Origin of the sequence: Halosolutus amylolyticus (genome assembly GCF_023566055.1) — an archaeon.
In the GTDB taxonomy this organism is placed as follows: Archaea; Halobacteriota; Halobacteria; order Halobacteriales; family Natrialbaceae; genus Halosolutus; species Halosolutus amylolyticus.
Genome location: NZ_JALIQP010000001.1, coordinates 506,772 through 531,697, shown reverse-complemented (window position 1 = coordinate 531,697; position 24,926 = coordinate 506,772). Strand labels below are relative to the sequence as shown.

At 66.7% G+C, this 24,926-nt stretch carries 24 protein-coding genes; 12 read left to right on the top strand and 12 right to left on the bottom strand.

The window, feature by feature from the left end; all coding sequences use genetic code 11:
* Positions 1 to 12: 12 nt before the first annotated feature.
* Positions 13 to 516: a TrpY family transcription regulator gene (gene trpY, locus MUN73_RS02565; protein WP_250138884.1), complete on the bottom strand. Its 504-nt coding sequence runs from the start codon at positions 514 to 516 to the stop codon at positions 13 to 15.
* A gap of 128 nt (positions 517 to 644) precedes the next feature.
* Between trpY and MUN73_RS02560 the strand changes: the two genes are divergently transcribed.
* Entirely contained in the window at positions 645 to 1,547 is a 903-nt protein-coding gene (locus tag MUN73_RS02560; protein ID WP_250138883.1) for a hypothetical protein, read from the top strand.
* A 3-nt stretch (positions 1,548 to 1,550) separates the two neighbouring features.
* On the opposite strand, the gene hisB is transcribed toward MUN73_RS02560, so the two are convergent.
* Positions 1,551 to 2,138: an imidazoleglycerol-phosphate dehydratase HisB gene (hisB, locus tag MUN73_RS02555; RefSeq protein WP_250138882.1), complete on the bottom strand. Its 588-nt coding sequence runs from the start codon at positions 2,136 to 2,138 to the stop codon at positions 1,551 to 1,553.
* A 279-nt stretch (positions 2,139 to 2,417) separates the two neighbouring features.
* Between hisB and MUN73_RS02550 the strand changes: the two genes are divergently transcribed.
* Positions 2,418 to 2,693, top strand: coding sequence for a DUF8028 family protein (locus MUN73_RS02550; RefSeq protein ID WP_250138881.1), 276 nt, complete (start codon positions 2,418 to 2,420; stop codon positions 2,691 to 2,693).
* Between the two features lie 169 nt (positions 2,694 to 2,862).
* Complete coding sequence (locus MUN73_RS02545) at positions 2,863 to 4,392, top strand: TrkH family potassium uptake protein (protein ID WP_250138880.1); 1,530 nt, start codon at positions 2,863 to 2,865, stop codon at positions 4,390 to 4,392.
* 6 nt (positions 4,393 to 4,398) lie between these two features.
* Here the strand turns inward: MUN73_RS02545 and hisA are convergent, their stop codons facing one another.
* Positions 4,399 to 5,139: a 1-(5-phosphoribosyl)-5-[(5-phosphoribosylamino)methylideneamino]imidazole-4-carboxamide isomerase gene (hisA, locus tag MUN73_RS02540; RefSeq protein ID WP_250138879.1), complete on the bottom strand. Its 741-nt coding sequence runs from the start codon at positions 5,137 to 5,139 to the stop codon at positions 4,399 to 4,401.
* 116 nt (positions 5,140 to 5,255) lie between these two features.
* On the opposite strand from hisA, the gene MUN73_RS02535 reads away from it, so the two are divergent.
* From MUN73_RS02535 to MUN73_RS02525, 3 genes are all read left to right on the top strand, one after another.
* Positions 5,256 to 7,118: an SLC13 family permease gene (locus tag MUN73_RS02535; protein WP_250138878.1), complete on the top strand. Its 1,863-nt coding sequence runs from the start codon at positions 5,256 to 5,258 to the stop codon at positions 7,116 to 7,118.
* Positions 7,119 to 7,257: 139 nt separating this feature from the next.
* Positions 7,258 to 8,436, top strand: a complete 1,179-nt coding sequence (locus MUN73_RS02530) for an inorganic phosphate transporter (RefSeq protein WP_250138877.1) — start codon at positions 7,258 to 7,260, stop codon at positions 8,434 to 8,436.
* Positions 8,437 to 8,473: 37 nt separating this feature from the next.
* On the top strand, positions 8,474 to 8,902 hold the full coding sequence (locus MUN73_RS02525) for a universal stress protein (protein ID WP_250138876.1): 429 nt from the start codon (positions 8,474 to 8,476) through the stop codon (positions 8,900 to 8,902).
* 86 nt (positions 8,903 to 8,988) lie between these two features.
* Here the strand turns inward: MUN73_RS02525 and MUN73_RS02520 are convergent, their stop codons facing one another.
* Positions 8,989 to 9,483 (bottom strand): hypothetical protein, encoded by a 495-nt coding sequence (locus MUN73_RS02520; RefSeq protein ID WP_250138875.1) that lies wholly within the window; start codon positions 9,481 to 9,483, stop codon positions 8,989 to 8,991.
* A 361-nt stretch (positions 9,484 to 9,844) separates the two neighbouring features.
* Between MUN73_RS02520 and MUN73_RS02515 the strand changes: the two genes are divergently transcribed.
* From MUN73_RS02515 to MUN73_RS02505, 3 genes are all read left to right on the top strand, one after another.
* Positions 9,845 to 11,026, top strand: coding sequence for an inorganic phosphate transporter (locus MUN73_RS02515; RefSeq protein ID WP_250138874.1), 1,182 nt, complete (start codon positions 9,845 to 9,847; stop codon positions 11,024 to 11,026).
* 247 nt (positions 11,027 to 11,273) lie between these two features.
* Complete coding sequence (fer, locus tag MUN73_RS02510; RefSeq protein ID WP_250138873.1) at positions 11,274 to 11,663, top strand: ferredoxin Fer; 390 nt, start codon at positions 11,274 to 11,276, stop codon at positions 11,661 to 11,663.
* Positions 11,664 to 11,919: 256 nt separating this feature from the next.
* Positions 11,920 to 12,945, top strand: coding sequence for an A24 family peptidase C-terminal domain-containing protein (locus MUN73_RS02505; protein WP_250138872.1), 1,026 nt, complete (start codon positions 11,920 to 11,922; stop codon positions 12,943 to 12,945).
* On the opposite strand, the gene MUN73_RS02500 is transcribed toward MUN73_RS02505, so the two are convergent.
* From MUN73_RS02500 to MUN73_RS02485, 4 genes are all read right to left on the bottom strand, one after another.
* Positions 12,942 to 13,160 carry a hypothetical protein gene (locus MUN73_RS02500; RefSeq protein WP_250138871.1) on the bottom strand — a complete coding sequence of 73 codons (219 nt, stop codon included), beginning with the start codon at positions 13,158 to 13,160 and terminating at the stop codon, positions 12,942 to 12,944. The genes MUN73_RS02505 and MUN73_RS02500 overlap by 4 nt on opposite strands.
* 172 nt (positions 13,161 to 13,332) lie before the next feature.
* On the bottom strand, positions 13,333 to 13,752 hold the full coding sequence (locus tag MUN73_RS02495) for an HIT family protein (protein WP_250138870.1): 420 nt from the start codon (positions 13,750 to 13,752) through the stop codon (positions 13,333 to 13,335).
* A gap of 60 nt (positions 13,753 to 13,812) precedes the next feature.
* Positions 13,813 to 14,508, bottom strand: coding sequence for a uracil-DNA glycosylase (locus MUN73_RS02490; protein ID WP_250138869.1), 696 nt, complete (start codon positions 14,506 to 14,508; stop codon positions 13,813 to 13,815).
* 55 nt (positions 14,509 to 14,563) lie between these two features.
* Positions 14,564 to 15,352 carry an enoyl-CoA hydratase/isomerase family protein gene (locus MUN73_RS02485; RefSeq protein WP_250138868.1) on the bottom strand — a complete coding sequence of 263 codons (789 nt, stop codon included), beginning with the start codon at positions 15,350 to 15,352 and terminating at the stop codon, positions 14,564 to 14,566.
* Between the two features lie 131 nt (positions 15,353 to 15,483).
* On the opposite strand from MUN73_RS02485, the gene MUN73_RS02480 reads away from it, so the two are divergent.
* The gene (locus MUN73_RS02480; RefSeq protein WP_250138867.1) at positions 15,484 to 15,705 is read left to right on the top strand and encodes a DUF8151 family protein; all 222 of its coding nucleotides are present in this window, start codon (positions 15,484 to 15,486) and stop codon (positions 15,703 to 15,705) included.
* Between the two features lie 129 nt (positions 15,706 to 15,834).
* A complete protein-coding gene (ileS, locus tag MUN73_RS02475) occupies positions 15,835 to 19,101 on the top strand; it encodes an isoleucine--tRNA ligase (RefSeq protein ID WP_250138866.1) in 3,267 nt (1,088 codons plus the stop codon).
* Between the two features lie 103 nt (positions 19,102 to 19,204).
* Here the strand turns inward: ileS and MUN73_RS02470 are convergent, their stop codons facing one another.
* On the bottom strand, positions 19,205 to 20,227 hold the full coding sequence (locus tag MUN73_RS02470; RefSeq protein WP_250138865.1) for a DUF4382 domain-containing protein: 1,023 nt from the start codon (positions 20,225 to 20,227) through the stop codon (positions 19,205 to 19,207).
* Positions 20,228 to 20,466: 239 nt separating this feature from the next.
* Between MUN73_RS02470 and MUN73_RS02465 the strand changes: the two genes are divergently transcribed.
* Positions 20,467 to 22,605: a CARDB domain-containing protein gene (locus MUN73_RS02465; RefSeq protein ID WP_250138864.1), complete on the top strand. Its 2,139-nt coding sequence runs from the start codon at positions 20,467 to 20,469 to the stop codon at positions 22,603 to 22,605.
* Here the strand turns inward: MUN73_RS02465 and MUN73_RS02460 are convergent, their stop codons facing one another.
* The 3 genes from MUN73_RS02460 to MUN73_RS02450 all read right to left on the bottom strand — a co-directional run bounded on the left by MUN73_RS02460 (position 22,606) and on the right by MUN73_RS02450 (position 24,773).
* Complete coding sequence (locus tag MUN73_RS02460) at positions 22,606 to 23,154, bottom strand: heme NO-binding domain-containing protein (protein ID WP_250139599.1); 549 nt, start codon at positions 23,152 to 23,154, stop codon at positions 22,606 to 22,608.
* A 134-nt stretch (positions 23,155 to 23,288) separates the two neighbouring features.
* Complete coding sequence (locus tag MUN73_RS02455; protein WP_250138863.1) at positions 23,289 to 24,167, bottom strand: ribose-phosphate diphosphokinase; 879 nt, start codon at positions 24,165 to 24,167, stop codon at positions 23,289 to 23,291.
* An 81-nt stretch (positions 24,168 to 24,248) separates the two neighbouring features.
* The gene (locus MUN73_RS02450; protein ID WP_250138862.1) at positions 24,249 to 24,773 is read right to left on the bottom strand and encodes a hypothetical protein; all 525 of its coding nucleotides are present in this window, start codon (positions 24,771 to 24,773) and stop codon (positions 24,249 to 24,251) included.
* Positions 24,774 to 24,926: the final 153 nt, after the last annotated feature.

Sequence of the window (24,926 nt, the reverse complement as noted above, 5' to 3'; positions counted from 1 at the left end):
TCGAGCCAGTCGTCACTGCAGTTCGATCTTGCGGACGAACTCCAGGTCCCGAAGCTGGGTGATCACCTCGCCGGGCAGGTCCTCGTCGGTGACGAGGTAGAGCCGCGGCTCGTCGGTGAACTCGGGGTCCTCGCTGATCGTCTGGCGGATCGAGATGCCGTTGTCGGCGAGCGTGCCGGTAACCTGGGAGACGATCCCCTCCTGTTCCGCGTCGTCGACCGCGATCGACAGCACGGTCAGGTCGAGCACCGGTGCGAGGTCCATCAGGCTCGGCACCTGGGAGATGTTCTGGAAGATCCGCCGCAGTTCGGGATCCTCGAGGATTGCGTCGGTCGTCGAGTCGACGACCCGTCGATCGACGTCGATCTCCCGGGCGATTCCCGTGTTCGGAATCTCGATGCCGCCGGATACCACGCGCCCGTCGTCGTTGACGGAGAAGCCCCGCTCGAGCAACAGGCGGATGACCGCCTGCTGGCTCGGCGACCCTTCGAACTTCTCCATGATCTCGTCGAACATTCGCTGGCGGATGTACGCGGGCCTGAATATAATGTCCGGTGGTCCGGGACGCGACGGCACTGCCGACCGCCCGGACGGTGTGGCCGTCTGACGGAGCTTTTTAGCCTCGCCCCTGATACTCCTCGTCTATGCGCGCACTCCGGAGCTGTGACTTCTGTGAGGCGGAGGCCGTCGGCACGTTCGAGGTCGTGCCGCCGGAACTCGATCCGACCGACGCCGAGCAACGACGCGTGGTCCTCTGTACCGACTGCTCGAACCGACTCGAGACGCTGCTGGAACCACTGCTCGATCGGCTCGGTGCCGACGGGACCGTCGGTGACGGGCCCGACGCAGCCGGATCGGGAACCGGCGTCGCGACCGCCGACGGCTCGACCGCGACCCGCGGGCGCTCGAGCAGTCCGAACGGGACCGTGTCGGACGCGGTCGACGCCGATCCCGAGCGCAGCGATCGCTCCACCGAGGCCACCGCCGACGCCGCCGCAGTGGCGGACCCGGACGAGCGCCGATCGATCGAGGGAATCACCGTCGAACACGACGTGACCGGCGCGACCGATCGCGAGCACGACTCCGAGACGAGCGAGACGTCGGCGAGCGAGTCCGGGGCCGACGCCACTCCCGCCGAAACCGACGACGGGTCGTCTGCCGACGCTGCCACCGAACTGGACCACGAGAAGACGAGTCCCGACACTACCGCCGACGAACCGGACGGAACGGCTACCGACTCCGCTGCGACCGAATCGGACGGAATCGATGTCGAGACATCGGACGAGGACGGCGCCGAGACGGGTGCCGATCGGAACGACAAATCCGGCGCGGCGGCGACGGCCGCGACGCGGAACCGGGCCCCGAAGGCCTACGCCAAGGTCGTTCGCCTGCTTCGCAACCGCGAGTTCCCGATGGAACGCGACGCCGTCGAGTCGCTCGCCGCCGGCGCGTACGACCTCGAGAACCACGAGGTGGAGGAAATACTCGATAGAGCGATCGAGAACGGGGAGTTCGCGGAGGACGGGCGACTCCTCCGGCGTGCCTGACCGTCAGAGCGCGCCCTTCGTACTCGGCGTCCCCTCCCGGCGCTCGTCGATCCGCGTCGCGTCGTCGAGGGTCCGGGCCAGCGCCTTGAACAGCGCCTCGACCTCGTGGTGGGCGTTCTCGCCCTCGACCGCGAGGTGCAGGGTCAGTCCGGCGTTCATCGCGAGCGATTCGGCGAAGTGACGCGCCATGTCGCTGGTGAACTCACCGATCCGGTCCTGCGAGAACTCGCCGTCGAAGTAAAAACGCGGGCGTCCGCTGACGTCGACCACCGCACTCGCCACCGCCTCGTCGAGGGGAACCCGCCGATCGGCGTAGCGGACGATGCCCGATCGATCGCCGAGCGCCTCGTCGATCGCCTCCCCGATGACGATCGCGCAGTCCTCGACCGTGTGGTGGTCGTCGATCTCGAGGTCGCCGTCACACTCGAGTTCGAGGTCGAACAGGCCGTGTTTGGCCAGCGAAGTCAGCATGTGATCGAAGAACCCGACCCCCGTCTCGACCGCCGCCTCGCCGCTGCCGTCGATCGTCACGGTACAGTCGATCGCCGTCTCGGCGGTCTCGCGCATCACGGTCGCCGTTCGATCGCTCATGCCGTATCGATACGGCCGACGGTACAAGGGGATTCCGCTCGCCGGACCCGTCTACGTCTCGACAGTACGGGACGACACATTCTGACCTCGTCTCGATGGTCAAATACGGTTACGGCACCAGATGTGATTATAAAACGTCTAACTGTTTCTAACCCGGTTTCGAAACGTCGATTTGGGTCGATTACCGGGGTAAAACGGGCCGAAACCAGGGCAATATTCAGCCCATTATATGATGTCTACAGTGAATGTCGTGAATACGACGAGGTGAATCGTCGACCAATGTCCAACCACTCCCCGCTCTCGAACGACTCGATCGCACCGTCGAACCCTGAGGCGGAGCGACAGCGCGAGGGACACCGCAGCCGGCTCGCCCGATCGGTCAAGCGGCCGGCCCAGTTCCTCTCGTTCTGGATCGCCATCGCCCTCCCGTTCGTCCACGTGCCCTTGCTCGCGCAGGGGCTCGGCACCGCCACCGCCACGCTGACGTTCCTCGCCCTCCTCGCGCTCAACGTGGTGGCCCTCTACGTCGGCCACGGCTACAACCAGGAGCGGTGAGCGGCGGCGGTTCGCGGTCGCGTGCCCTCACCGCTTTCGGCAATGCCCTCCCACGGCTCTACCCCGTGCTTCCATCACACCTCCCGACGGTTCGTCGTCGTTTCGATCCGTTTCACGATGCTCGAATCCGAACCAATTATTTCGGCGCTCCGCCAGTCATTCGCAGTAGATGGAGATCCGAGTCGACTGGCGATCGAGTTGTAGTCTCACCGGGACGGTCCTGAAGTGGCTCTCCGTCCCGCTCGCCGCCCCGCTCGTGCTCGCCGTCATCGACGGTGACGATCCATTGCCGTTCCTCGTCGCGATCGCCGTCGCAGTCGTCCTCGGCGGCGCCCTCGAACGCCTCCGCGAGGAGCGGACGCTCGAACAGCGGGAAGCGTTCCTGATGGTCGCGCTGACCTGGTTCGGCGTCGCCGCCGTCGGCTCGATCCCCTTCTTCGTCACGGGCCTCGCCGCGCCGTCCGCGTCCGCGTTCGCCGGCCCGATCGACGGCCCCGTCAACGCCTTCTTCGAGGGCATGAGCGGGATCACGACGACGGGCGCGACCGTGATGAGCGGCTGGGACTTCGAGAATCAGTCGCGGGCCGTCCTGCTCTGGCGACAGCTCCTCCAGTGGCTCGGCGGGCTCGGGATCCTGATCGTCGCGATCGGGCTCCTCTCGAACCTGCTCGTCGCCGGTGCCCAGCTGATGGAGACGGAGTCCCAGACGCGAAACGTCCGGAAGCTCCACCCGCACCTCGACGAGACGGCACGACTCATCTGGGGGCTGTACGTCGGGCTGACGGCACTGGCGGCGGGAACGTTCTACGCGTTGCACCTGCTCGGACTGGCACCCGAAATGGATCTCTTCAACGCCGTCTCGCACGCGCTGACCAGCGTCGCAACCGCCGGGTTCTCGCCGGAACCCGACAGCGCTGGCGCGTTCACGCCGATCGTCCAGTGGGCGATCATCCCGTTCATGATCGTCGGGGCGACGAACTTCGTCCTGCTGTACTACCTGACACAGGGCGACTGGACGCGCCCGATCGAGTCCGAGGAGTTCCGGTTTTACATCGGCGTCCTCGCGGTTCTCGGGGCGATCGTGTCGGCCATGGTCTGGCTGGATCCGGAGACGAGTTCGGCGGTCGAACCGACGATCCGCCACGGACTGTTCAACGTGGTCTCGATGGTGACGACGACGGGCTACGCCTCGACGGACTTCGACCTCTGGTCGCCGGGCGCGAAGCACATGCTCTTTCTCGGGATGTTCCTCGGCGGGATGGCCGGGTCGACGACCTGCTCGATCAAGTCGCTGCGCTGGCTGGTGACGATCAAGGCGTTCCGCCGAAATCTCTTCACCTCGATCCACCCGGAGGCGGTCCGGCCGCTGCGGCTCGGCGACGAGGTCGTCGACGAGGAGACCGTCCAGGACGTCTACACCTACGTCCTGCTGGCCATCATCATCTTCTTCCTCCTGACGGTGTTCGTCGTCGTCGACTCGGTGCGGGTCGGCGACGGCGTCGGCGAGTTCGAGGCGATGGGTGCCTCCGCGTCGATCTTCCTCAACATCGGCCCGGCGTTCGAGCGCGCGGGACCGTTCGAAAACTACGCCGGGTTCCCGACCACGACCAGGATCGTCATGATCGTCATGATGTGGATCGGGCGCATCGAGATCATTCCGGTGCTCGTCCTGTTCACGGCCGCGTTCTGGCGATCGTAGCCGAGTTCACGCTTCGATCGCGGCCTGTGCCTCGGCGAGCGTGAACCGTCCCTCGTACAGCGCACTGCCGACGACCGCGGCGGCCGCGCCGGCGTCCGCGAGCGCCCGCACGTCGTCGATCGTCGCGACGCCGCCGCTCGCGATCACCGGGATCTCGGTCGCCTCGACCAGGTCGCGGACGGGATCGGTCGCGACGCCCTCGAGTTGCCCCTCGACGTCGACGTTCGTAAAGAGAATGCCGGCCGCGCCGAGGTCCGCGTACCGCTCGGCGGCCTCGACGGGCGAGACGCCGGCCCCCTCGGTCCAGCCCTCGACGACCACTTCGCCGTCTTTGGCGTCGAGACTGACGACCACGCTGTCGGGGTGCGTGTCGCTGATCTCCGCGACGATCTCGGGGTTTTCGATCGCCGCCGTCCCGAGGATGACCCGATCGACGCCCCGATCGAGCAGGTCGATCGCCTCCGCGGCGGTTCGGATCCCGCCCCCGAGCTGGGTCGGGACGTCGACCGCGTCGATCACGGCCTCGATCGCGTCGGCGTTGGCCCGTTCGCCCTCGAACGCGCCGTCTAAGTCGACGAGGTGGAGCGTCTCGGCACCGGCGTCGATCCACCGCCGGGCGGCCTCGACGGGATCGCCGTAGGTCTTCTCCGTGCCGCGCTCGCCCTGGACGAGCTGGACGACCTCGCCGTCCTGGACGTCGACCGCCGGAATCACTTCGAACTCCGCCGCAGTGTCGTCGGCGTTCATATCCGACCTCGCGGTGCGAACGCGAGTAAAGGCGACGATTTCACGACCGTCATCGGCCGTACACTGTTCGCTATCCGTTCAGAATCGTTACGTGTCTGGTCGGTGTTGCTCGTCGTATGTCAGTTGCGGCCGGCGTGCCCCTCGCCCAGGAGCCAGTGGCACAGCCGGCACTGACGACAGACATTCTCGTCGTGTTCGGCGTCGTCGCGGTCGCGCTCGTCCTCTTTCTCACCGAGCGACTGCCGATCGACGTGACCGCGATCCTGCTGATCGTGATCCTGGTCGTCCTGGAGCCGTGGACGGGGATCGATCCGAGCACCGGCGTCTCCGGGTTCTCGAACGACGCGACGATCACCGTGCTCGCGATGCTCATCCTGAGCGGCGGGATCAGCCGAACGGGGCTGGTGCAGGAACTGGGCCGGCGAATGGCCGCCTTCGCGGGCACGAGCCTCCGCAAGCAGCTGTTCGCGACCGTCCTCGCGACGAGTCCCGTTTCGGGCTTTCTGAACAACACGCCCGTCGTCGCCCTGCTGGTGCCCGTCGTCACCGACGTCGCCAATCGGGGGAACACATCGCCGTCGAAACTGCTCATCCCGCTGTCCTACGCCTCGCAGGTCGGCGGGATGCTCACGCTGATCGGCACCTCGACGAACATCCTCGCGAGCGACATCAGCGCCCGTCTCGGAGCGGACTACCCCGAACTCCACCGGTTCTCGATGTTCGAGTTTACGGGCCTGGGCGCGATCGTCGCCCTCGTCGGGGGGCTCTACCTCGTCTTCGTCGGCCACTACCTCCTGCCGGAACGCGTGCCGCCGCGGGCCGACTACGTCGAGGAGTACGCGGTCGGCGACTACATCGCGGACGTGGCCGTCGTCCCCGGGTCGCCCCTCGCCGGCGGGACGATCCGCGAGGCGACCGCCGTGCTGGGGCCGGAGGTCGACGTCGTGCAGGTCCTCCACGACGAGGACCGATCGGTCGCCCCGCGACAGGCGACCCGTCTCAGCGAGGGCGACGTGCTCGTGGTCCGGACGGACCGGGACGCCATCGCGACCCTCGAGGACGCCGAGGTGGTCGAACTCGTCGGTGATCCGCAGTCAGCGGCGGAGATTTCGGCGCTCGACTCGGAGGGGATCCTCACGGAACTGGTGGTCTCACTCGACTCGCGACTCGTCGGGGAACGGCTGGACCCCGAACGCTTCCGCGAGGAGTTCAACGCCGCGGTGCTCGGACTTCGACACCACGGGACTGTCGTCGGCGAGCGCCTCGTCGGCCGGCGACTCGACGTCGGCGACACGCTCCTCGTACAGGCCCCGCCCGACACGCTCGATCGCCTCTCGCGGCGCGACGACGTGATCGTCGCCCGCGAACCGCCCCGGCCCGAGTACCGGGCCGACAAGGCGCCGATCGCCGTCGCCATCATGATCGGCGTCGTCGCGATCGCCGCCCTCGAAATATACCCGATCCTGCTTACCGCGCTCGCGGGCGTGGTCGCGATGGTCGTTACCGGGGTCCTCGAACCGAACGAACTGTACGACGCCGTCGAGTGGGACATCATCTTCCTGCTGGCGGGCGTGATCCCGCTCGGGATCGCCCTGGAACAGTCGGGTGCGGCGGCCTATCTCGCGTTCCTGGTCGTCCAGACGGCCGGCTTCCTGCCGACGCTCGTCGTCCTCTGGCTGTTCTACATCGTGACCGGGTTGATCACGGAGGTGATCAGCAACAACGCCAGCGTCGTCCTCCTGATTCCGGTGGCGGCGGCCGCGGCCGCCGGGATCGGTTCGAACCCGTTCGCGTTCGTGATGGCGGTCACGTTCGCCGCGAGCACCGCCTTCCTGGGGCCGATCGGCTACCAGACGAACCTGTTCGTCTACGGTCCTGGCGGCTACCGCTTTACCGACTACTTCCGGGTCGGTGCGCCGCTCCAGTTGCTGTTATCGATCGTCACCGTGCTCGGCATCGCGTTCTTCTGGGGCGTGTGATCGAAGCGGTCCGAACGCGATCGAGAGGTGCGGCCACCGACCGTTCCACTGTCACCATTCCGGAAAGAGTGATAACCAACGCAAACAGTACAGGGAGGCTCCAATACTTATTTCATCCGGACAATCGTATTCGCTGTCGATGGTCGAAACCGTGCTGTTGGTCGGGATCGTCGCCTCGATTTTCGTCGGCTTCAACATCGGCGGGTCATCGACAGGGATCACCTGGGGCCCGTCCGTCGGTGCCGGAATCGTAAAGAAGACGTCGGCGGCAGCGATCATGACGTTCTTCGTCTTTTTCGGCGGGTGGACCGTCGGCCGGAACGTGATGGACACGCTCAGTGAGGGCATCATCACGATCGATCTCACGCTGACGTCGGGCGTCGCGATCCTCTTTTTCATCGGGCTGGGAATCCTCGTCGCCAACGTCTTCGGCGTCCCCGTCCCGACGTCGATGACGACCGTCGGGGCGATCGCCGGACTCGGTCTGGCGACCGGTACTCTCAACTACGTGACGATCGCGGAGATCATCTCCTGGTGGGTCGTGACGCCGATCATCGGGTTCTGGATCGGCGCGATGATCGGCCGCTACATCTATCCGGAGGTCAATCGACGGGTGAAGATCGAAAAGTCCGACGGACCGTTACTGACGCTCGATCGTCGGGGCTCGGTCCCGAAACCGACGTTCGGCCCGAACACGACCTGGCGGGAACTCGCCACGACGGTGGTCGTCCTCATCATCGGCTGTTACATGGCGTTTAGCGCCGGTGCGAGTAACGTTCCCAACGCCGCCGCGCCGCTGGTCGGCGGTGCCGGCGGACTGGACGCGGACGTCGCGATTATGGTCGCCACGCTCGCGATCGGACTCGGCGGCTTCACCATCGCCCGCCGAACGATGGACTCGGTCGGGGGTGAACTGAGCGACATCCCCCTGCTCGCGGCGCTGTTCGTCATGGTGACCGCGTCGACGATCACGACCGCGCTCTCGTACATCGGGATTCCAATTAGCCTCGTGATGGCGACGGTGATGACGATCGTCGGCATCGGCTGGGGGCGGGCGACCCGTCCGATCACCTTCCGCGAGGCGGTTACCCGCGACGTGGAAGACACCGAAATCGTTCCGGGCGCGATCACCGCCGAGGAGATGGAAGGCGAACCGTCACCACCGATCGGCGAGGAAGAACCCGAAGCGGTGCTCAACGCGGGCGACCTCTTCAACCCGCGGGCCATTATCAAGTACGTCTCGATGTGGATCATCGGCCCTTCGATGTCGACGATCCTGGCCTACGGGTTCTTCATCATCGTTCCGGGCGTCGCCTGACGGGGAACTTACGTCCCTGGGTGCTGTATCCTCGCGCATGCTCTCGAAAATTCTCGTCCCGATGGACGACTCCGAGTACGCCGGCCACGCCCTCGAGTACGCGCTCGAGAACCATCCAGACGCCGAGGTCACCGTCCTCCACGTCGTCGGCGTCCCGTCGATGATGATGGGCGACGCGGTGGGACTCTCGCTCGAGGACGACATCAGCGACGCCGCCGCCGAACGCGCCGACCCCGTCTTCGAACGTGCTTGGACGATCGCAGACGAACGGGATCGGGAAATCGAGACGATCTTCGGCATCGGCCATCCGTCCCGGAACATCATCAGCCGTGCCGACGACTACGACACGATCGTGCTCGGGAGCCACGGCGCGGACTGGTCCCGCGCGACACACCGGTTTCTCGTCGGGAACGTCGCGGAGACGGTGTCCAAACGGTCCGAGGTGCCGGTGACGATCGTTCACTGATACTGACTGCTGTAACTGTTTCCCGGAGCAAGCGAAACCTGTCCTCGGCCGCCCCGGTAAAGACAGTCCGTCTGATGCGTGCCGGTTTACTCCGACTCGTCCTCGACCGACTCCTCGATGATCTCTTCGACTTCGTCTTCGCGAGGGCGCCGATCAACGCGCTCGTCGACGGCTTCGACCTGTGCCTGTACTTCGTCGACCTGCTTCTCGACGGTTTCGCCGACCGTTTCTTCGACGGTCTCTTCGACAGTTTCGCCGACCGTTTCCTCGACGGTCTCTTCGACGGTTTCGCCGACCGTTTCTTCGACGGTCTCACCGACCGTCTGCTCGACCTGCGCCTGTACCTCCTCGACTTGCTTCTCGACGGTTTCGCCGACCGTTTCCTCGACGGCCTGCGTCATCCAGTCGGGATCGAACCGAGCCATCTTCCAGACGACGTGGACGACGTACGACGCGAACACGCCGATCCCGAACGAGAGACCGATGCTCGCATCCAGCCTCGCGATAAGGACGATCGAAAGCGCGATCAACGCACCATAAGCGAGGTCGACGGCCGCATCGACGCGGATCGGATTCAACATCGTCGATCGTCACCCAACTGTTTCGGACGGGTGGACGCTCGGCGGACCTCGACGCGGTCGCTTCGATCTACTCGTTGGGTCGGTTCGGTTCGCCCTCGTCCCGTTTGCCGCACCAGTTCCCGGTCGAAGTACATGCTGTCGGTACGTATGGTACACCCAGTTGAAATTCTTTGGCAAGGAACCGCGAGTACAGCGGCGACGAAACCGGGATTTGACGGCACGCGGACGCCGATCCCTCGAGACAGGATCTCGAAACGGGGCGACGCGTCGGCCGGACCGACGAACGTGACGCCGCTCGCGCTCGGTGGGGGCCGATCGCAAACAGGCGTGCTTTTGGGGTTGGATCTCGTGACTCTCGAACGTGACGGAAGTACTGTTGCTCGTGGGGCTTCTCGTTGCGGTCTTCGTCGGCTACAACATCGGCGGTGCGACGACGGGACCGGCGTTCGGGCCCGCCGTCGGCGCCAACGTGATCACGAAACTCGCGGCGGCAGCGCTGATGTCGATTTTCTTCTTTCTCGGCGCGATCACGATCGGCCCGAACGTCGTCACGACGCTCGGGGACGAACTCGTGCACACGACCGACGTCTTCACTATGCGATCGAACGTCGCCGTCCTCTTTTTCATCGGCGGCGCGCTGTTCGTCGGCAACTACGCCGGCGTTCCGGCGTCGACGTCGATGACCGCGGTCGGCGCGATCGCCGCGCTCGGCCTCGCGACCGGCGAACTCAACTGGGCGGTGATGGGCGAGATCGTCGTCTGGTGGATCGTCGCCCCGATCATCGGCTTCTGGGTGGCCGGCGTCGTCGGCCGGTACTTCTACCCTCAGATCAACGCGTGGGTCGCCATCGAGGCCAATCAGGAGGGCCGCGAGATGATCACCGTCGATCGATCGGGGACGGTTCCCCGACTCCGATTCGGGGTCGGCGCGGACCGGCGGGAGATCACCGGCGCGTTCGTCGTCGTCGCGATCGGCTGTCTGATGGCGTTCTCCTCGGGTACGAGTAACATCGCGAACGCGATCGCCCCGATCTACGGCACCGGCGACGTCGACATGATCCCGCTCATTCTGCTCGGCTCTGCCGCCGTCGCAGTGGGGTGTTTCACGATCGCCCGCCGGACGCTCGACACGCTCGGCAACGACATCACGAACCTCCCGATTACGGCGGCGATCGTCGTCGCCGTCATCGCCTCGACGATCGTCATCGTTCTCTCGGCGATCGGCATTCCCGCGAGTTTCGTCGTGGTCGCGACGATGTGCATCATCGGGCTCGGCTGGGGTCGGGCAACCCGGACGACGACGCTCTCCGACGCTCGCCGTGGCGAGGAGACCCGCGTCTCAGTCGGCGCGCTCACCGCGGAAGAGGAGGGGGAGACGCCGCCCGAGATCGGCGAGGAGGAACCCGAGGACATTCCCCAGGCGTCCGACCTGTTCGATCCGTCGACGACGGCGCGGGTCATCATCATGCAGAACGTCGTGCCGATCATCGCGACGGTCGGCGCGTTTCTCACGTTCCGGTTCGTCCCCATCTTCGGGTTCTGAGACCGGTCCGATCGCGGACCGCACGCGCCCGATCGACGATCTCCGACAGCTAACGTGGTATTCGCCCCGATTCTCTCCGACTGGGTACTCACGGGATCCGCCCGACCATTCCCGTTTCGATTCTCCGCATCGCCGTGAACTTCGTCACCTCGTGACAGTCTTTCAGTCGAATTGCTCGATTCTGACTGAAAGACAATTGAGGACCGAACAGCAAGCTATACCAGTACGGGACTCGAATCGCCGAGTGATGCCCACGGTAGAATACCTCAACTACGAAGTGCTGGACGACCAGGGCTGGGACATGGACGACGACGATCTCTTCGACCAGGCCGCCGACGCCGGTCTGGACGACGAGGACTACGGCTCCCTCGACGTCGCCGAGGGCGAATACATCCTCGAGGCCGCCGAGGCACAGGGCTACGACTGGCCCTTCTCCTGTCGCGCAGGTGCCTGCGCGAACTGCGCGGCGATCGTCAAGGAGGGCGAGATCCAGATGGACATGCAGCAGATCCTCAGCGACGAGGAGGTCGAGGACAAGAACGTCCGGCTGACCTGCATCGGGTCCGCCGAGACTGACGAGGTCAAGATCGTCTACAACGCGAAACACCTCGACTACCTGCAGAACCGCGTCATTTAAACTGTGCCCGTCACCCGCGGGGTCCGCCGTGGATCCCGTGCCGATCGGCCGCTCCGGCCGGTCCGGACACTGCGTTTTCCTCCACTCTAGTCGCTACTACCGCCCGTCGTCTCTCTTGTGCTCCGGTGCGTGCGACGTCTGCTGGCGGACCGATCCGACGGTGTCCACCACCAGCCGATCGGCGGGCGTCGGTCTCTCATCTGCGGGATGCTCCGGAGCCGAAAACGTAAGGGGACCGCCCTTCGCAGGGGGACCTGTGACACTCGCCTTCGCGTCGGCGACGGTGCCGGATCTCCTGCGACTCGTCGCCCTCCCCGTCTTCGCGTGGGCCGCGATCCGCGACGTTCGGACCAGGCGCGTCTCGAGCACCGTCTGGATCCCCCTCGCGGCGATCGGAACCGTGACGCTCGTCTGGGACGGCTGGACCGCCCGGCAGGCGGGCGGCCTGGCCTGGACCCACGACTTTCTCGTCCCGGCGGCGATCAGCCTGGGGCTGGTCGTCCCGATCGCGTACCTGTTCTGGTGGCTCGGCGGCTTCGGCGGCGCGGACGCGAAGGCGCTGCTCGTGCTCGCCCTGCTGTTCCCGACCTTTCCGCAGTACACCGTCGGCACGTGGACGCTCCCCGTCTCGGGCACGCCGATCGAGGCGTTCTCGTTCACGATCCTCTCGAACGCCGTCCTCGTCGGACTGGCGCTCCCGATCGTCCTCGCGGCCCGCAACGCCGTCGCCGGGCGCATCGCGCCCGTCATGTTCGTCGGCTGGCCGGTCTCCTGGGAGGCGGTCGCCGAGCGCCACGGGACGTTGCTCTCGACGCCGGAGGGGCTCTCCCGGAACGGACTCGATCTCGACGCCCTGCGGATGTACCTCCGCTGGCGCGGACTGACGCTCGCCGACCTGCGCGACGCGCCCGGTCGGTACCGGGACCCGGCGTCGCTCCCCGACGAGCCGAACCCACCGACCGACGGGGCGGTCGCGGCCGGCCCCGACGTTCGAAGCGACGGGGGGACGGCGGAGGCTGGACCCGAGACTGGCGCCATCGACGCGTCGGGTGTCGATCGAACGCCGGCCGCCGACGACCCGTGGGGCGCCGCGGCATTCCTGGACGACATCGAGGGGACGGCCTACGGCACCACGCCGGACGAACTGCGGGAGGGGCTCGAGGTGCTCACGGCGAACGAGACGGTCTGGATCTCGCCGGGCGCACCGTTTCTCGTCCCGGTGTTCGCCGGGCTGGTGATCGGCCTGCTGTACGGCGATCTGCTTGTCGGGACGATCGTCTAGCGCGTCCGCTCGTACAGCGGCACGATCGCGGTCCAGAACAGGACGAACGCCGCACCGACGCCGACGATCGCGAGCCACGGCGTCGTCGACTGCGACGGCGGGACGGTCGCGAGCGCGACGAACGTCCCGAAAAACAGCAGGCAACAGACCAGGACGCTCCCGAGTTCGAGGGTCGTGGCGATCGGGTGGGCGCGAAACTGGGCGACGAGACTCATACGCGACGCTCGCGCGCGATCGGCAAAACCCTCACGGCACCGGTTCGGGGCCGGCCAAGTAGACGCCGACCCGACTGTGGGACGATCGATTCATACGAACTACTGTCCGTCAGTTCCGGCGCAACCGCGACCCGCCTGCGGTCGTGCCGGTCCATCGGTACAGCACTCCGTATCAGGCGTTCGACTCGATCTCTCCGGCGATCTCGTCGAGTTCGTCGTCGTCCAGGTCGGGTCGATCGCCGGCGATGGCGTGGATGGGGCCGCCACCGTCGCCCTCGAACCGGGGGACGATGTGGCAGTGAACGTGGGGGACCTCCTGGCCGGCTTCCTCGCCGTTGTTGAACGCGACGGTGGTCGCGTCGGCGTCGACTGCCTCCTCGACGACGGGAACCAGCCGGTGGATGGTCGCGTAGAGGTCGTCGGCGACGTCGCCGGGGACGTCGTTCAGCCGTTCGTACTCGTCTTTCGGGATCACCAGCGTGTGGCCCGGCGCGAGCGGGTTGGCGTCGAGAAAGGCGACCGTCGTCTCGTCTTCGTACACGATACGTGCCGGAATCTCTCCCTCCACGATCTGGCTGAAGATCGTACTCATAGGCGACTGTGTGTCGCCCGCCTGTAAGAAGCTTACTCGCCTGTTACGACGACCGCGGCGCTATCCCCGCCTCGAGTCGACCCTCGTCGTGCACAGTTCGTCCAGTGTCTCCCCGATCGCCGCGAGGTACTCGTCGGCGTCGTATCCCAGTCGGCCGATCCAGACGTCCTGGTAGGAGGGATGCAGGATCGGGACGAGCCACACCCCGAGCCGATCGCAGTCGATCGGGTCGAGCACGCCGTCGACGAAGCCGTCGAGGTCCTGGTTCTCGGCCGCGAGAACCGTCTTCGTCGCGTGTTTCCCGGTCGCGAGGACGACGTCGGGATCGACGAGATCGAGTTCGGTCAGCAGGTGGGTCCGACAGTTCGCGCGCTCTTCCGCGGTCGGTTCGCGGTTGCTCGTCGGCGCCTCGGGATCGGCGGGAAAACACTTCACCGCGTTCGTGTAGTACGCCTCCTCTCCGTAGCCGACCTGTGCGAGCATGCGCCGAATCCGGCGACCGGAGTGACGCGAGGTGTAGGCCTTGGCGGTCCAGTTGCCGCCCCGCCACCGATCGGCCTCGGGGGTGCCGTAGCCGGGCGCTTCGCCGACGACCACGACGCTCGCGTCGGGATCGCCGGTGCCCCACGAGATGCACTCGCGGTGCTCGACGAGCGCCGGGCAGCGCCGGCAGTCGTCTTCGAGGACGTGGCGAGCGGTCGGGAAGGGTGGATCGTCTCGAGATCCGGAGTCGGAGTCGGAGTCGGACGCGGGCACACGCGAGGATACGTCCGCAGGGATATATGCGGGCCGATCCGACGGCCGCCGCTCGTTACCGGCCGACGAACTCGGGATCGTCGTCGCCGAAGAACGCGTCGAGGCCCCGCGCGTAATCCTCGGTGTGGGTCGCGTTCGCGATGGCGTTCGTCTCCGCGGCGAGTTGGGCCTCGAGGTCCCGATCGAAGCTCTCGGTCAGCAGGCGGGTCGTCGTCCCGAACGCCGTCGTCGGCCCCGACGCCACCTCGCTCGCGAGGTCCGCGAGCCGATCGTCGAACGCGTCGGTCGGGACGACTTCGGTCGCGAGCCCCATCTCGACGGCCTCCTCGGGATCGATCGGTTCGTCACGCAGGACGATCTCCTTCGCGGTCCGGAGGCCGACGAGTCGCGGGAGGTAGAACGTCGCCCCGCCGTCGCCGGTCAGTCCGATTCCCGGGTACGCGAATTTCAGCGTCGCCTCGTCGCCGAGGACGACCAGATCGGGCATGAGCGCGAGGCTGAACCCGGCCCCGGCGGCGATCCCGTCGATACCGCCGACGACAGGCGTTTCGGACTGGTGGAACTGGACGATCGCCTCGTGGAGGCGGCCAGCCAGTCGCCGGAGCAGCGGGGCGTCGGATTCGTCGCCCGAAAATTCGGTGAGATCGGCCCCACTCCCGAAGAAATCCCCGTCGTGAGTCAGGACGATACATCTCGCGTCCGGGTCTTCGCCGAGCGCGGTGGCCACGGCCACCAGTTCGTTCGCCATCTCCAGGTGCAAGGCGTTTCGGCCGGCCGTGCTCTGGAGCGTTACCGTCGTGACGCCGTCGTCGCGATCCACCGTGAGGTTCTCGTACGCGGGCATGGTGGCCGGACGTTCCCCGGACTGTCAGTTAACAGTTCTCGTGGCGGTCGGACGGCGGGCGCTGCGCCCCTCGTCATCGCGTTCCGAACGCGGGGACAGATTTACGTTCTCCCGGGAACTCTGATTCGGTAATGACATCGGAACTCATCGTGGAATCGCTCTCGCTCGTCGTCTATACCGCCATCGCCGGCTTGCTCACGGTGGGCGGTATCGCCGCAGAGTACGCGAGTTTCCAGCACCTCGGGGCGGGCGACGCGATGGTTGCCGTGTGGCTCGCCGCGATCGGCTGCGTCATGCTCTACGCCGGAGCCTACGGCCTCGGCTACCAGAAGGTCCTCTCGAGGGTCGTCTGATCGGCCCCTGAACCGCGGTTCTCGTCCCCGTCGATCGACGTTTCGAGCCGAACCCGCGGCCGGCGTCGATCCGGGCGCAGGGTTCGCAATATCGATTCCTCTTTACTGCACCAGCCAGTTACCTCTGGTATGAGCAGGTTCGGCGAGGTCGACGACCAGTACGATCCCCACGAACTCGAACAGCAGGTGTTCGAGTACTGGGACGCGGTCGACGCCTACGAACGGACGGTCGAGCATCGCTCCGACGGTGACTCCTTCTTCTTCGTGGACGGCCCGCCGTACACGTCCGGTTCGGCGCACATGGGGACCACCTGGAACAAATCGCTGAAGGACGTCTACCTCCGCTTCTTCCGGATGCAGGGGTACGACGTCACCGATCGGCCGGGCTACGACATGCACGGCCTGCCGATCGAGACCCGCGTGGAGGAGCGACTCGGCTTCGAGAACAAGCAGGACATCGAGGAGTACGGCGAGGAGAACTTCATCCAGGCGTGCAAGGACTACGCCAACGAGCAACTCGAGGGCCTGCAGTCCGACTTCCAGGATTTCGGCGTCTGGATGGACTGGGAGAATCCCTACCGGACGGTCAGCCCGGAGTACATGGAGGCGGCCTGGTGGGGCTTCTCGAAGGCCGCAGAGCGCGGGCTGGTCGAGAAGGGGCACCGATCGATCTCGCAGTGTCCCCGGTGTGAGACCGCCATCGCGAACAACGAGGTCGAGTACGAGGACGTCGAGGACCCCTCGATATACGTGAAATTCGACCTCGAGGATCGCGGGGACGACCAGGGGGAGTCCCCGGATGGAGCGAGCGGGGACGACGGACCCGCGAGCAGCGAGGGCTCGATCGTCATCTGGACGACCACGCCGTGGACGATCCCCGCGAACACCTTCGTCGCGGTCGACGAAGAGGGCGACTACGTCGGCGTGCGGGCGGAGAAAGACGGCGAGGAGGAACTGCTGTACGTCGCCGAAGCGAAACACGAGGAGGTCCTCAAGGAGGGCCGCTACGAGGACTACGAGGTCGTCGAGGAACTGTCCGGCGAGGACCTGATCGGCTGGTCCTACGAGCACCCGCTCGCCGAGGAGGTCCCCGACCACGTCGACGCCGAGGGCGCGTTCGAGGTTTACGCGGCGGACTACGTCGACACGCACGGCGAGGGTACCGGCCTCGTCCACTCCGCGCCGGGTCACGGTGAGGAGGACTTCGAGCGCGGGCGGGAACTCGGGTTCCCGATCTTCTGTCCCGTCGGCGGCGACGGCGTCTACACCGAGGAGGCCGGCACGTACGCGGGCCAGTTCGTCAAGGACGCCGACGACGAGATCATGGCGGATCTCGAGGAGAACGGAGCGCTGCTGGCGTCGGGCACCGTCTCCCACAGCTACGGCCACTGCTGGCGCTGCGACACGGGGATCATCCAGATCGTCACCGACCAGTGGTTCATCACGATCACGGACGTCAAGGACGAACTCCTCGAGAACATCGAGGACAGCGAGTGGCACCCCGAGTGGGCACGGGACAACCGCTTCCGCGACTTCGTCGAGGAGGCTCCCGACTGGAACGTCTCACGGCAGCGCTACTGGGGCATTCCCCTTCCCGTGTGGACGCCCGAAGACCGCGACGACGACCAGGACCGGATCGTCATCAGCGATCGCGAGGAACTCGCCGATCGGGTCGACCAGGAGATCGACCCGGACGAGGTCGACCTCCACAAGGACACGGTCGACGACCTCACGATCACCGAGAACGGGACCACCTACACCCGCGTTCCCGACGTCTTCGACGTCTGGCTCGACTCCTCCGTGGCGTCGTGGGGGACCCTCGACTTCCCCGCGGACGACAGCCGGTTCGACGAACTCTGGCCCGCGGACTTCATCCTCGAGGCCCACGACCAGACCCGCGGCTGGTTCTGGTCCCAGCTCGGCATGGGCACCGCCGCACTCGGCGAGATTCCCTACCAGGAAGTGCTGATGCACGGCCACGCGCTCATGCCCGACGGCCGCGCGATGAGCAAGTCCAAGGACATCCTGATCGACCCCCACGAGGCGATCGATCGCCACGGCCGGGACGTGATGCGGCTGTTCCTGCTGTCGAACAACCCGCAGGGCGACGACATGCGCTTCTCCTGGGACGGGATGCAGACGATGGAGAATCACCTCCGGACGCTCTGGAACGTCTTCCGGTTCCCGCTGCCGTACATGCGACTGGACGAGTTCGATCCACAGCAGACGACGCTCGAGGACGTCGACGAGGATCTGGAACTGATCGACGAGTGGATCCTCGCCCGCCTCCAGTCCACGAAGGCCGAGATGACCGCCCACTTCGAGGAGTTCCGCCAGGACAAGGCGGTCGACGCCCTCCTCGAGTTCGTCGTCGAGGACGTCTCGCGGTTCTACGTGCAGGCGGTCCGGGAACGCATGTGGGAGGAAGACGACAGCGCCACCAAACGGGCCGCCTACGCGACGATCTACCGGGTGCTCCGGGAGGTCGTCGCCCTGCTCGCGCCGTACGCGCCGTTCATCAGCGAGGAGATCTACGGCACCCTGACCGGCGACGCCGAGCACGACACCGTCCACATGTGCGACTGGCCGGCGGTCGAGGAGTACTGGGAGGACGAACAGCTCGAGGAGGACGTCGCGCTCCTGCGGGCGATCGAGGAGGCCGGCGCGAACGCCCGCCAGCAGGCCGGGCGCAAACTCCGCTGGCCCGTCCCGCGGGTCGTCGTCGCGGCCGACGACGAGCGAGTCGTCGAGGCCGTCGACCGGCACACCGACCTGCTGGCCGACCGGCTCAACGCCCGCGAGATCGAACTGGTCTCGCCGGACGATCGCTGGGGCGAACTCCAGTACAGCGCCGAGGCGGACATGAGCGAACTCGGCCCGGCCTTCGGCGATCGCGCCGGGCGGGTCATGAACGCCCTCAACGAGGCCCGGATCGAGGACCCGAGCCTCGAGACGATCGCGGACGCCGTCGCGGACGTCCTCGAAGACGACGAGTCCATCACCGAGGAGATGGTCTCCTTCGTCACCCAGACGCCCGCGGGCGTCGCCGGAAGCGCGTTCGGCCTGAACGGCGACGATCGCGGCGTCGTCTACGTCGACGCCTCGCTGACCGACGACATCGAGAGCGAGGGCTACGCCCGCGAGGTCATCCGCCGGGTCCAGGAGATGCGCAAGGACCTCGACCTCGACGTCGAGGAGCGGATCGCGCTCGACCTCGAGATCGAGGACGATCGCGTCGCCGCCCTCGTCGAGGAGCGGACGGACCTGGTCCGCGAGGAGGTCCGCGCCGACGAGATCGGGACGGTCGAGGACGGCTACCGCGAGGAGTGGGACGTCGACGGCGTGACGATGGAACTGGCGATCGAGCCGATCGCGACGGCCGAAGCGTCGGACTAGTCGAACCGCCGCGAGAAGATATCGGCCCAGGACGCCGCCTGGTTCGGAGATTGATTCGGATCGGCGGAGAGCCGGCGGTAGCGGAACGGCTCACCGACCGGTCTCAGTTGTCCGCTCCGCCGGCGTTCTCATCGGTTCCGTCTTCGTTTTCGGCTTCGTCTCCGTTGTCCGCGTCTTCTTCACCGTCACCGTCGGCATCGTCATCATCGTTGCCGTCGCTGGATTCGCTCTTCTCGTCTTCTTTCTCGTCGCTCTCGTCCTCGTCTTCGTCCTCATCGTCGTCCACGTCTTCGACGTCGACGTCCTTGCCGTTGACACCGCTCTTCGAGATGACGGGTTTCAGGATGTAGCCGTTGTCCGGGCCGCGTTTCACCACGTTGATGTCGAACACGAACTCGACGGGTTCGTCGCCACCGACCTCGAACGGGGAGGTGAGCTGGAGCTTTTCGCTGGGGACCTTCACGGCCACTTCCTCGCCGTCGACGATTCCCTCGACGTCCGAGACGTGGAGTTCGATCTTCTGGTAGGTTCCGTCGGATAGCTCGACGTCGCAGACCGACTTTGCCTTGTCGCCGATCACCTGCGTCAGATCCACCGTCGCGCCGTCGAGATCGATGACGTAGAAGCCGCGTTTCCGCTCGACGCCGTCGTCGCTCTCTTCGTCGTCTTTCTCGTTTCCGTCCCCGGATTCGTCGTCCTCGCCGTCCGGATCGTCGGCACCGTCTCCGTCGTCCGCCTGTTCTTCGTCGTCGGCGTCTTCTTTCTCTTCGTCGTCCTTCGCCTGTTCCTCGTCGGACCCGTCTCCGTCGGACTCCTCGTTCCCGCCGTCGAATATCCGGGCGCGATCGAACGAGACGTCCAGTCGCTCGAAGTCTCCGATGTCGGCCGGCATGTCGCTGATGAGCAGTCGGAAGTTCGCACTGTCAGCGTCGTCCGTGGAGTCCTCGGCGTCGCCATCTTCGGATGCATCGGCGTCCCCACCCGTCGGCGAACTCCCCGAGATACATCCGGCGAGGAGCGTGGCGCTGGCACCACTGCCGGCGGCGATGAACGTCCGGCGTCCGACGGTGGACGCGAACCGATCGTCGGTTTCGTTGCGATCGCGACTCGGCTGGTTTTTTGGCATGGTCGTCCCATCGAACGGACCGGACTTAAGGAACGACAGCCGTTCGTCGTTTCAGGACCGTTTACGATCGTTTTTAACGGAGAGTCAACCAGACCGAACGGTCCGCTGGCTCCCGGCTGGGGCCGAATCAGTTCGTGGCCGTTATTATCAGTTTCGAGTTACGAAAACGTTCGCGGACGGCCCGACGCGTGTACGGAATCGCCACAAAAGTCTTGACTATCAGTTTCCAGTGTACCTCTGTGAACGCCCGGCTCTCGCTCGTCCTCGTCGTCTGTTTGCTCGTCGCCGCGGGTCCCGCGAACGTCGGCGTGATCGCTGCGACCGGATCGCCGGCCCCGTCGGCAGGTCCGGACGCCACCGTGACCACCACCCCGTTCGTCGCTGTTGCGGGCGGGGCAACCGGATCGACCGCCACGGTATCGCAGACGGACGACGTCCTCCACCGGACGACCGTCCTCCGTCACCGGCCCGATCGGCCGGGCGAGTTCGAGGCGGAGATGACGTTTCGCGTGCCCGATCCGGTGACGGAACTCGAGATCGAACTCGAGTCCGAAGCGTCGGTCGACTCGATCGACGGCTTCGAACCGACCGGGGACGGGACCTATCGCTGGACCGAGACGACCGACGAACCGACGGTCCGGTTCACGATGCCGACCGATCGGACGGGCGACGGTCACGCGGACGGGTCGGCCGATCGGACCGTGACGCCGTCACGCGACGACGCTGGCCTGGCCCAGTCGCGCGACGGTGACGGCTACACGTTCGTCGATACGGGAGACTGGGCCGTCGTCCAGGTCCCCGGAGTCGGCCTCTCGCTCCGGCAGACCGCGTCCGTCGGCATCGAGGAGACGGTTACCGTCGACGGTCCCGGCGCGACCGGCGGCGATATCGCGTACTTCGGACCGGTGACCGAGTACGAACGCACGGGCGACAGGGAACGCGTCAGGCTCGCGGTCGCAGACGACGCGGAACTCCGCGAGTCGCCTGCGGAGATTCTCGACGCCGTCGTCGCCGCGAGCGATCGGTTCGACGTCGGTGCGAGCCACGACGAAGTGTTTCTCGTCGCGGTGCCGTCCGACGACGTCGAGTGGGCGGCCCGGGGAATCCAGTACGGCGAGTCCGACGCGTGGGTCGTCGCCGACGCACCCTTAGACGAGGCGAACACCGTCTGGCTCCACGAGTACGTCCACGCGCGACAGGCGTTTGCCAACCCCGACGTCGGCACCACGACCGAGACGGCGTGGCTCGTCGAGGCACAGGCGGAGTACTACGCGGGGCTGTTCGCACTCGAAGCGGGGCTGGTCGGCTTCGACGAGTTCGCCGACGCCCTCGGGACGGGCGAACGCGAGCCCTACGCGGACGCCACGCTGGCGGAGCCGGCGACCTGGACGGACGATCGAACCGACTACGTGAAGGGTGCACTCGTCTACGGCGAGATCGATCGCCGGCTTCGGCTCGCGACGGACGGCGATCGAACGCTCGCGGACGTCGTCCGCACGCTGAACCGGGACGACGGGCCGGTGACCGAGGACGACTTCCTCGCGGCGGTCGAGGCCGAGGGCGGCGCGGACGTGCGATCGGTCGCCGAGCGGTACACCCGGACCGATCGGACGCCCGAGATGTGGACCCGAACGGCCCACGAGGCCGCCTTCGAGGGGCCGGTCGCGCAGTTCGAGTACGACCTCGACGCGGCCCCGATCGAGGTCGGGGGCGAACCGTGGGGTCCCGGCGAGCCGGCCGATGCGGACGCGGTAGACGAGGTCGCGGTCCCGGCCGGCGAACCCGTCACGGTCCCGGTCGCGATCAGGAACGTCGGCGATCGAGACGGGACCGCGGACGCGACGCTCGTAGTCGACGGCGACGTCGTCGATCACCGGCCGGTCGAACTCGCGGCCGGCGATCGGACGACGGACGCCTTCACGTGGACGCCGCCGAAACCCGGCGTGTACGACCTGCGGGTCGGTTCGGATCGGTTGACGGTGCACGTCCGATCGCCCGCGAGCGTGGCCGTGACCGGGCTGGCGGTCGATCCCGAGACCGCCGACCCGGGCGAGGACGTGACGGCCACGGCGACCGTCGAGGCCGCGGACGATCGGCCGGGAGCGACCGTTCTCGCCTTCCGGACGCCGGCGGGCGACGCCGCCGAGGTCCCCGTCGTCGTCGCTCCGGGCGAGCGCGAGACGGTGGCGACGACGCTTTCGTTCGCGGACGCCGGCCGGTACGAGGTCGCCGTCGGCGACCGGACGACGACCGTCACGATCGGGTCGAGTCCGATCGACAGGGTCGAGGACGTGCCCGGGTTCGGTGTGCCGGCGGCGATCGCGTCGCTCGCGGCACTCGTCCTGTCGCTGGTCGCGGTGCACGGTCGCCGCGCCTGATCACTCGAACTGGACGCGGAACCGACAGGCGTCATCGTTGGCGTCGTCGATGCAGGCCGTCTTCGTGACGGTCGCGTCGGTGTCGAACGTCGTCGCGATCCCCTCGAGAATTCCGTGGGCCAGCGCACAGTAGTCGCGGTCCCGGTGGGTTCGGTAGGTGACGACGACCGCGTCCACCGCCGGTTCCGGTCGAGACGAGACGTCCGGGGGCGACGTCTCCTCGCTCGCCGCCGCGACGTCGTCGACGATCGCCTCGAGCGACGTGAGCACCCCTTCGAGGCCCCCATCGGCGTCGATGTAGGCGTCGAACGTCCGTACCAGGTTCGGCGCGAGCATGCGGCCGAAGTCGCGTTCGATCGCTCGCCGGTCCTGGACCGCCATCTCGGAGACCGTCGCGAGGATCGCCTCGGCGTCGTCGTCGTCGTAGTGTGAAACGGGAAGATAGAGCGTCGACTCGACGTCGGCGCGATCGACGATGGTGGCCCAGGTCTCGTCGTCGGTTTTCGCGACGACGTACTCCTTGAGCGTCTTGTGGACGATTCCGTGCATCTGGTTGGGGTATCGGGGCCGGTCCACGGCGGGCTCCGCACTGTGATCTGTCCGAATCGCTAACAATTAGGCGAGGGATGGGTAATCACTTAAGAATTGAGATACCTGTCGCCGGGCGGAGACGTTACCGACGATTACAGGTGGGCAGCGATCGCCGGGGCGACCGAGACGGTGCTGACCGCCCGTTCGATCGTGTCCGTGCCGTAGATCGCCTCGACGCCGGCCCGCGAGAGCTTCGCCAGGGCGTTGCTGGCGAGCAGCGGATGGACGCAGGTCACGAAGACGCGACCGACGTCGCGCTCGCCCAGGACGCCGACGGCCTCGCTCATCGTCGACCCCGTCGCGATGATGTCGTCGGCCACGACGACGTCCCGGCCCGCGACGTCGACGTCGCTGGGGGTAATCTCGACCTCGGTGCCGGAGTGGCGGGTCTTCTCGAAGTAGTCCGTCTCGCCGGTCTCGTAGGCGTCACGGACCGTCTCGGCGAGATCGATCGCGCCCGCGTCCGGCGAGAGGAAGACGGGATCGGCGAGGTCGTCGGGCAGCGGCTCGGCCAGCCGGCCCGCCGCGTCGATCGCGGTCGCCGTCGGCTCGAAGAACTCGCAGACGGCCTCCTCGTGGGGGGTGACGGTGAGCACGCGATCCGCGCCGGTCGAGATGGCTCGCGCGACCGCACGCGCGGAGATGGGTTGTCCCGCCTCGAATGACTTGTCCTGTCGACCGTACCCCATGTACGGCAGGACCGTGACGACCTCGTCGACGCCCGCTTCCCGGACGGCGTCCTGTAGCTGGAGGAGTTCGACGTGGGCGTCGCTCGAGACCGTCGCGGCGACGATCACTGCCCGATCGGCGTCAGTCGCGTCGCTGGCAGTGGCGTCGGTCGCAGCGCCTGGAACGGACGCGAGCAGTTCGCCGTCGGGAAATCGATCGTACTCGACGGCGGCGAGCGGTTCCTCGAGTTCGCGTGCGAGCGCCGCGGCGAGAGCCTGCGACGCGGATCCGCTGACGATCATACTCGTGGCCACAGCCCGCGGGGTAAACCAGTTTTCGTTCTCGCGACCGGATGATCCGGGGCGGAACCAATGGGTAGCGCGTCAGTCGTCGCTCTCGTCGTCGAGTCCAGCGTCACCCGACCCGCACGGGCCGCCGTTGGGATCGCCCGTGATCGATAGTTCGCCGTTCCGGACCATCACGACGAGGTTGAGACAGTCCGGAGCATTCCACTTCGCCGGCGTAACCTGCTCCGGCTCCCCCCCGTCGAGCCGCGCGATCACGCGGAACGAGCCCGGGCTGGTCGGCCAGTTGCGTTCGAGCCGGGTGTCGGTTCGGCCCTCGAGTTCGGTCGTCTTCCACTCCTCGAACGACCCGTCGAACTCGACGATGATGTCGACCGTGTGGGACTCGTCCTGGAAGTTGGCGATATCGATCTCGCCGAGGACGGTCCCCCCGACCCGGACGTCGCTGTTCTCCTCGGTGTCGCTCGCGTTCTCCTCGTCTTCGTCGTTCTCGTTCCCCTCGTCACCCTCGTCGCCGTCGTCGCTCCCCGTACAGCCGGCGATCGCTGCGGTGGTCGCGGTGCCCGCGAGGGCGAGCAATCGGCGTCGCGGAAGCTCGCTCATGTACGCGACTCATGTATTCAGGGAAGTTAACTGCTCTTGCTCGGAGCGACGCTGTGTCGGTGGCTCGGCACCCCTCGCCGCATCGACAGTTCGGCGATACCGTCTATCGGAAGCGCGGCGGATACCGCCCCATCGAGAGCGCGGCGAGCGCCA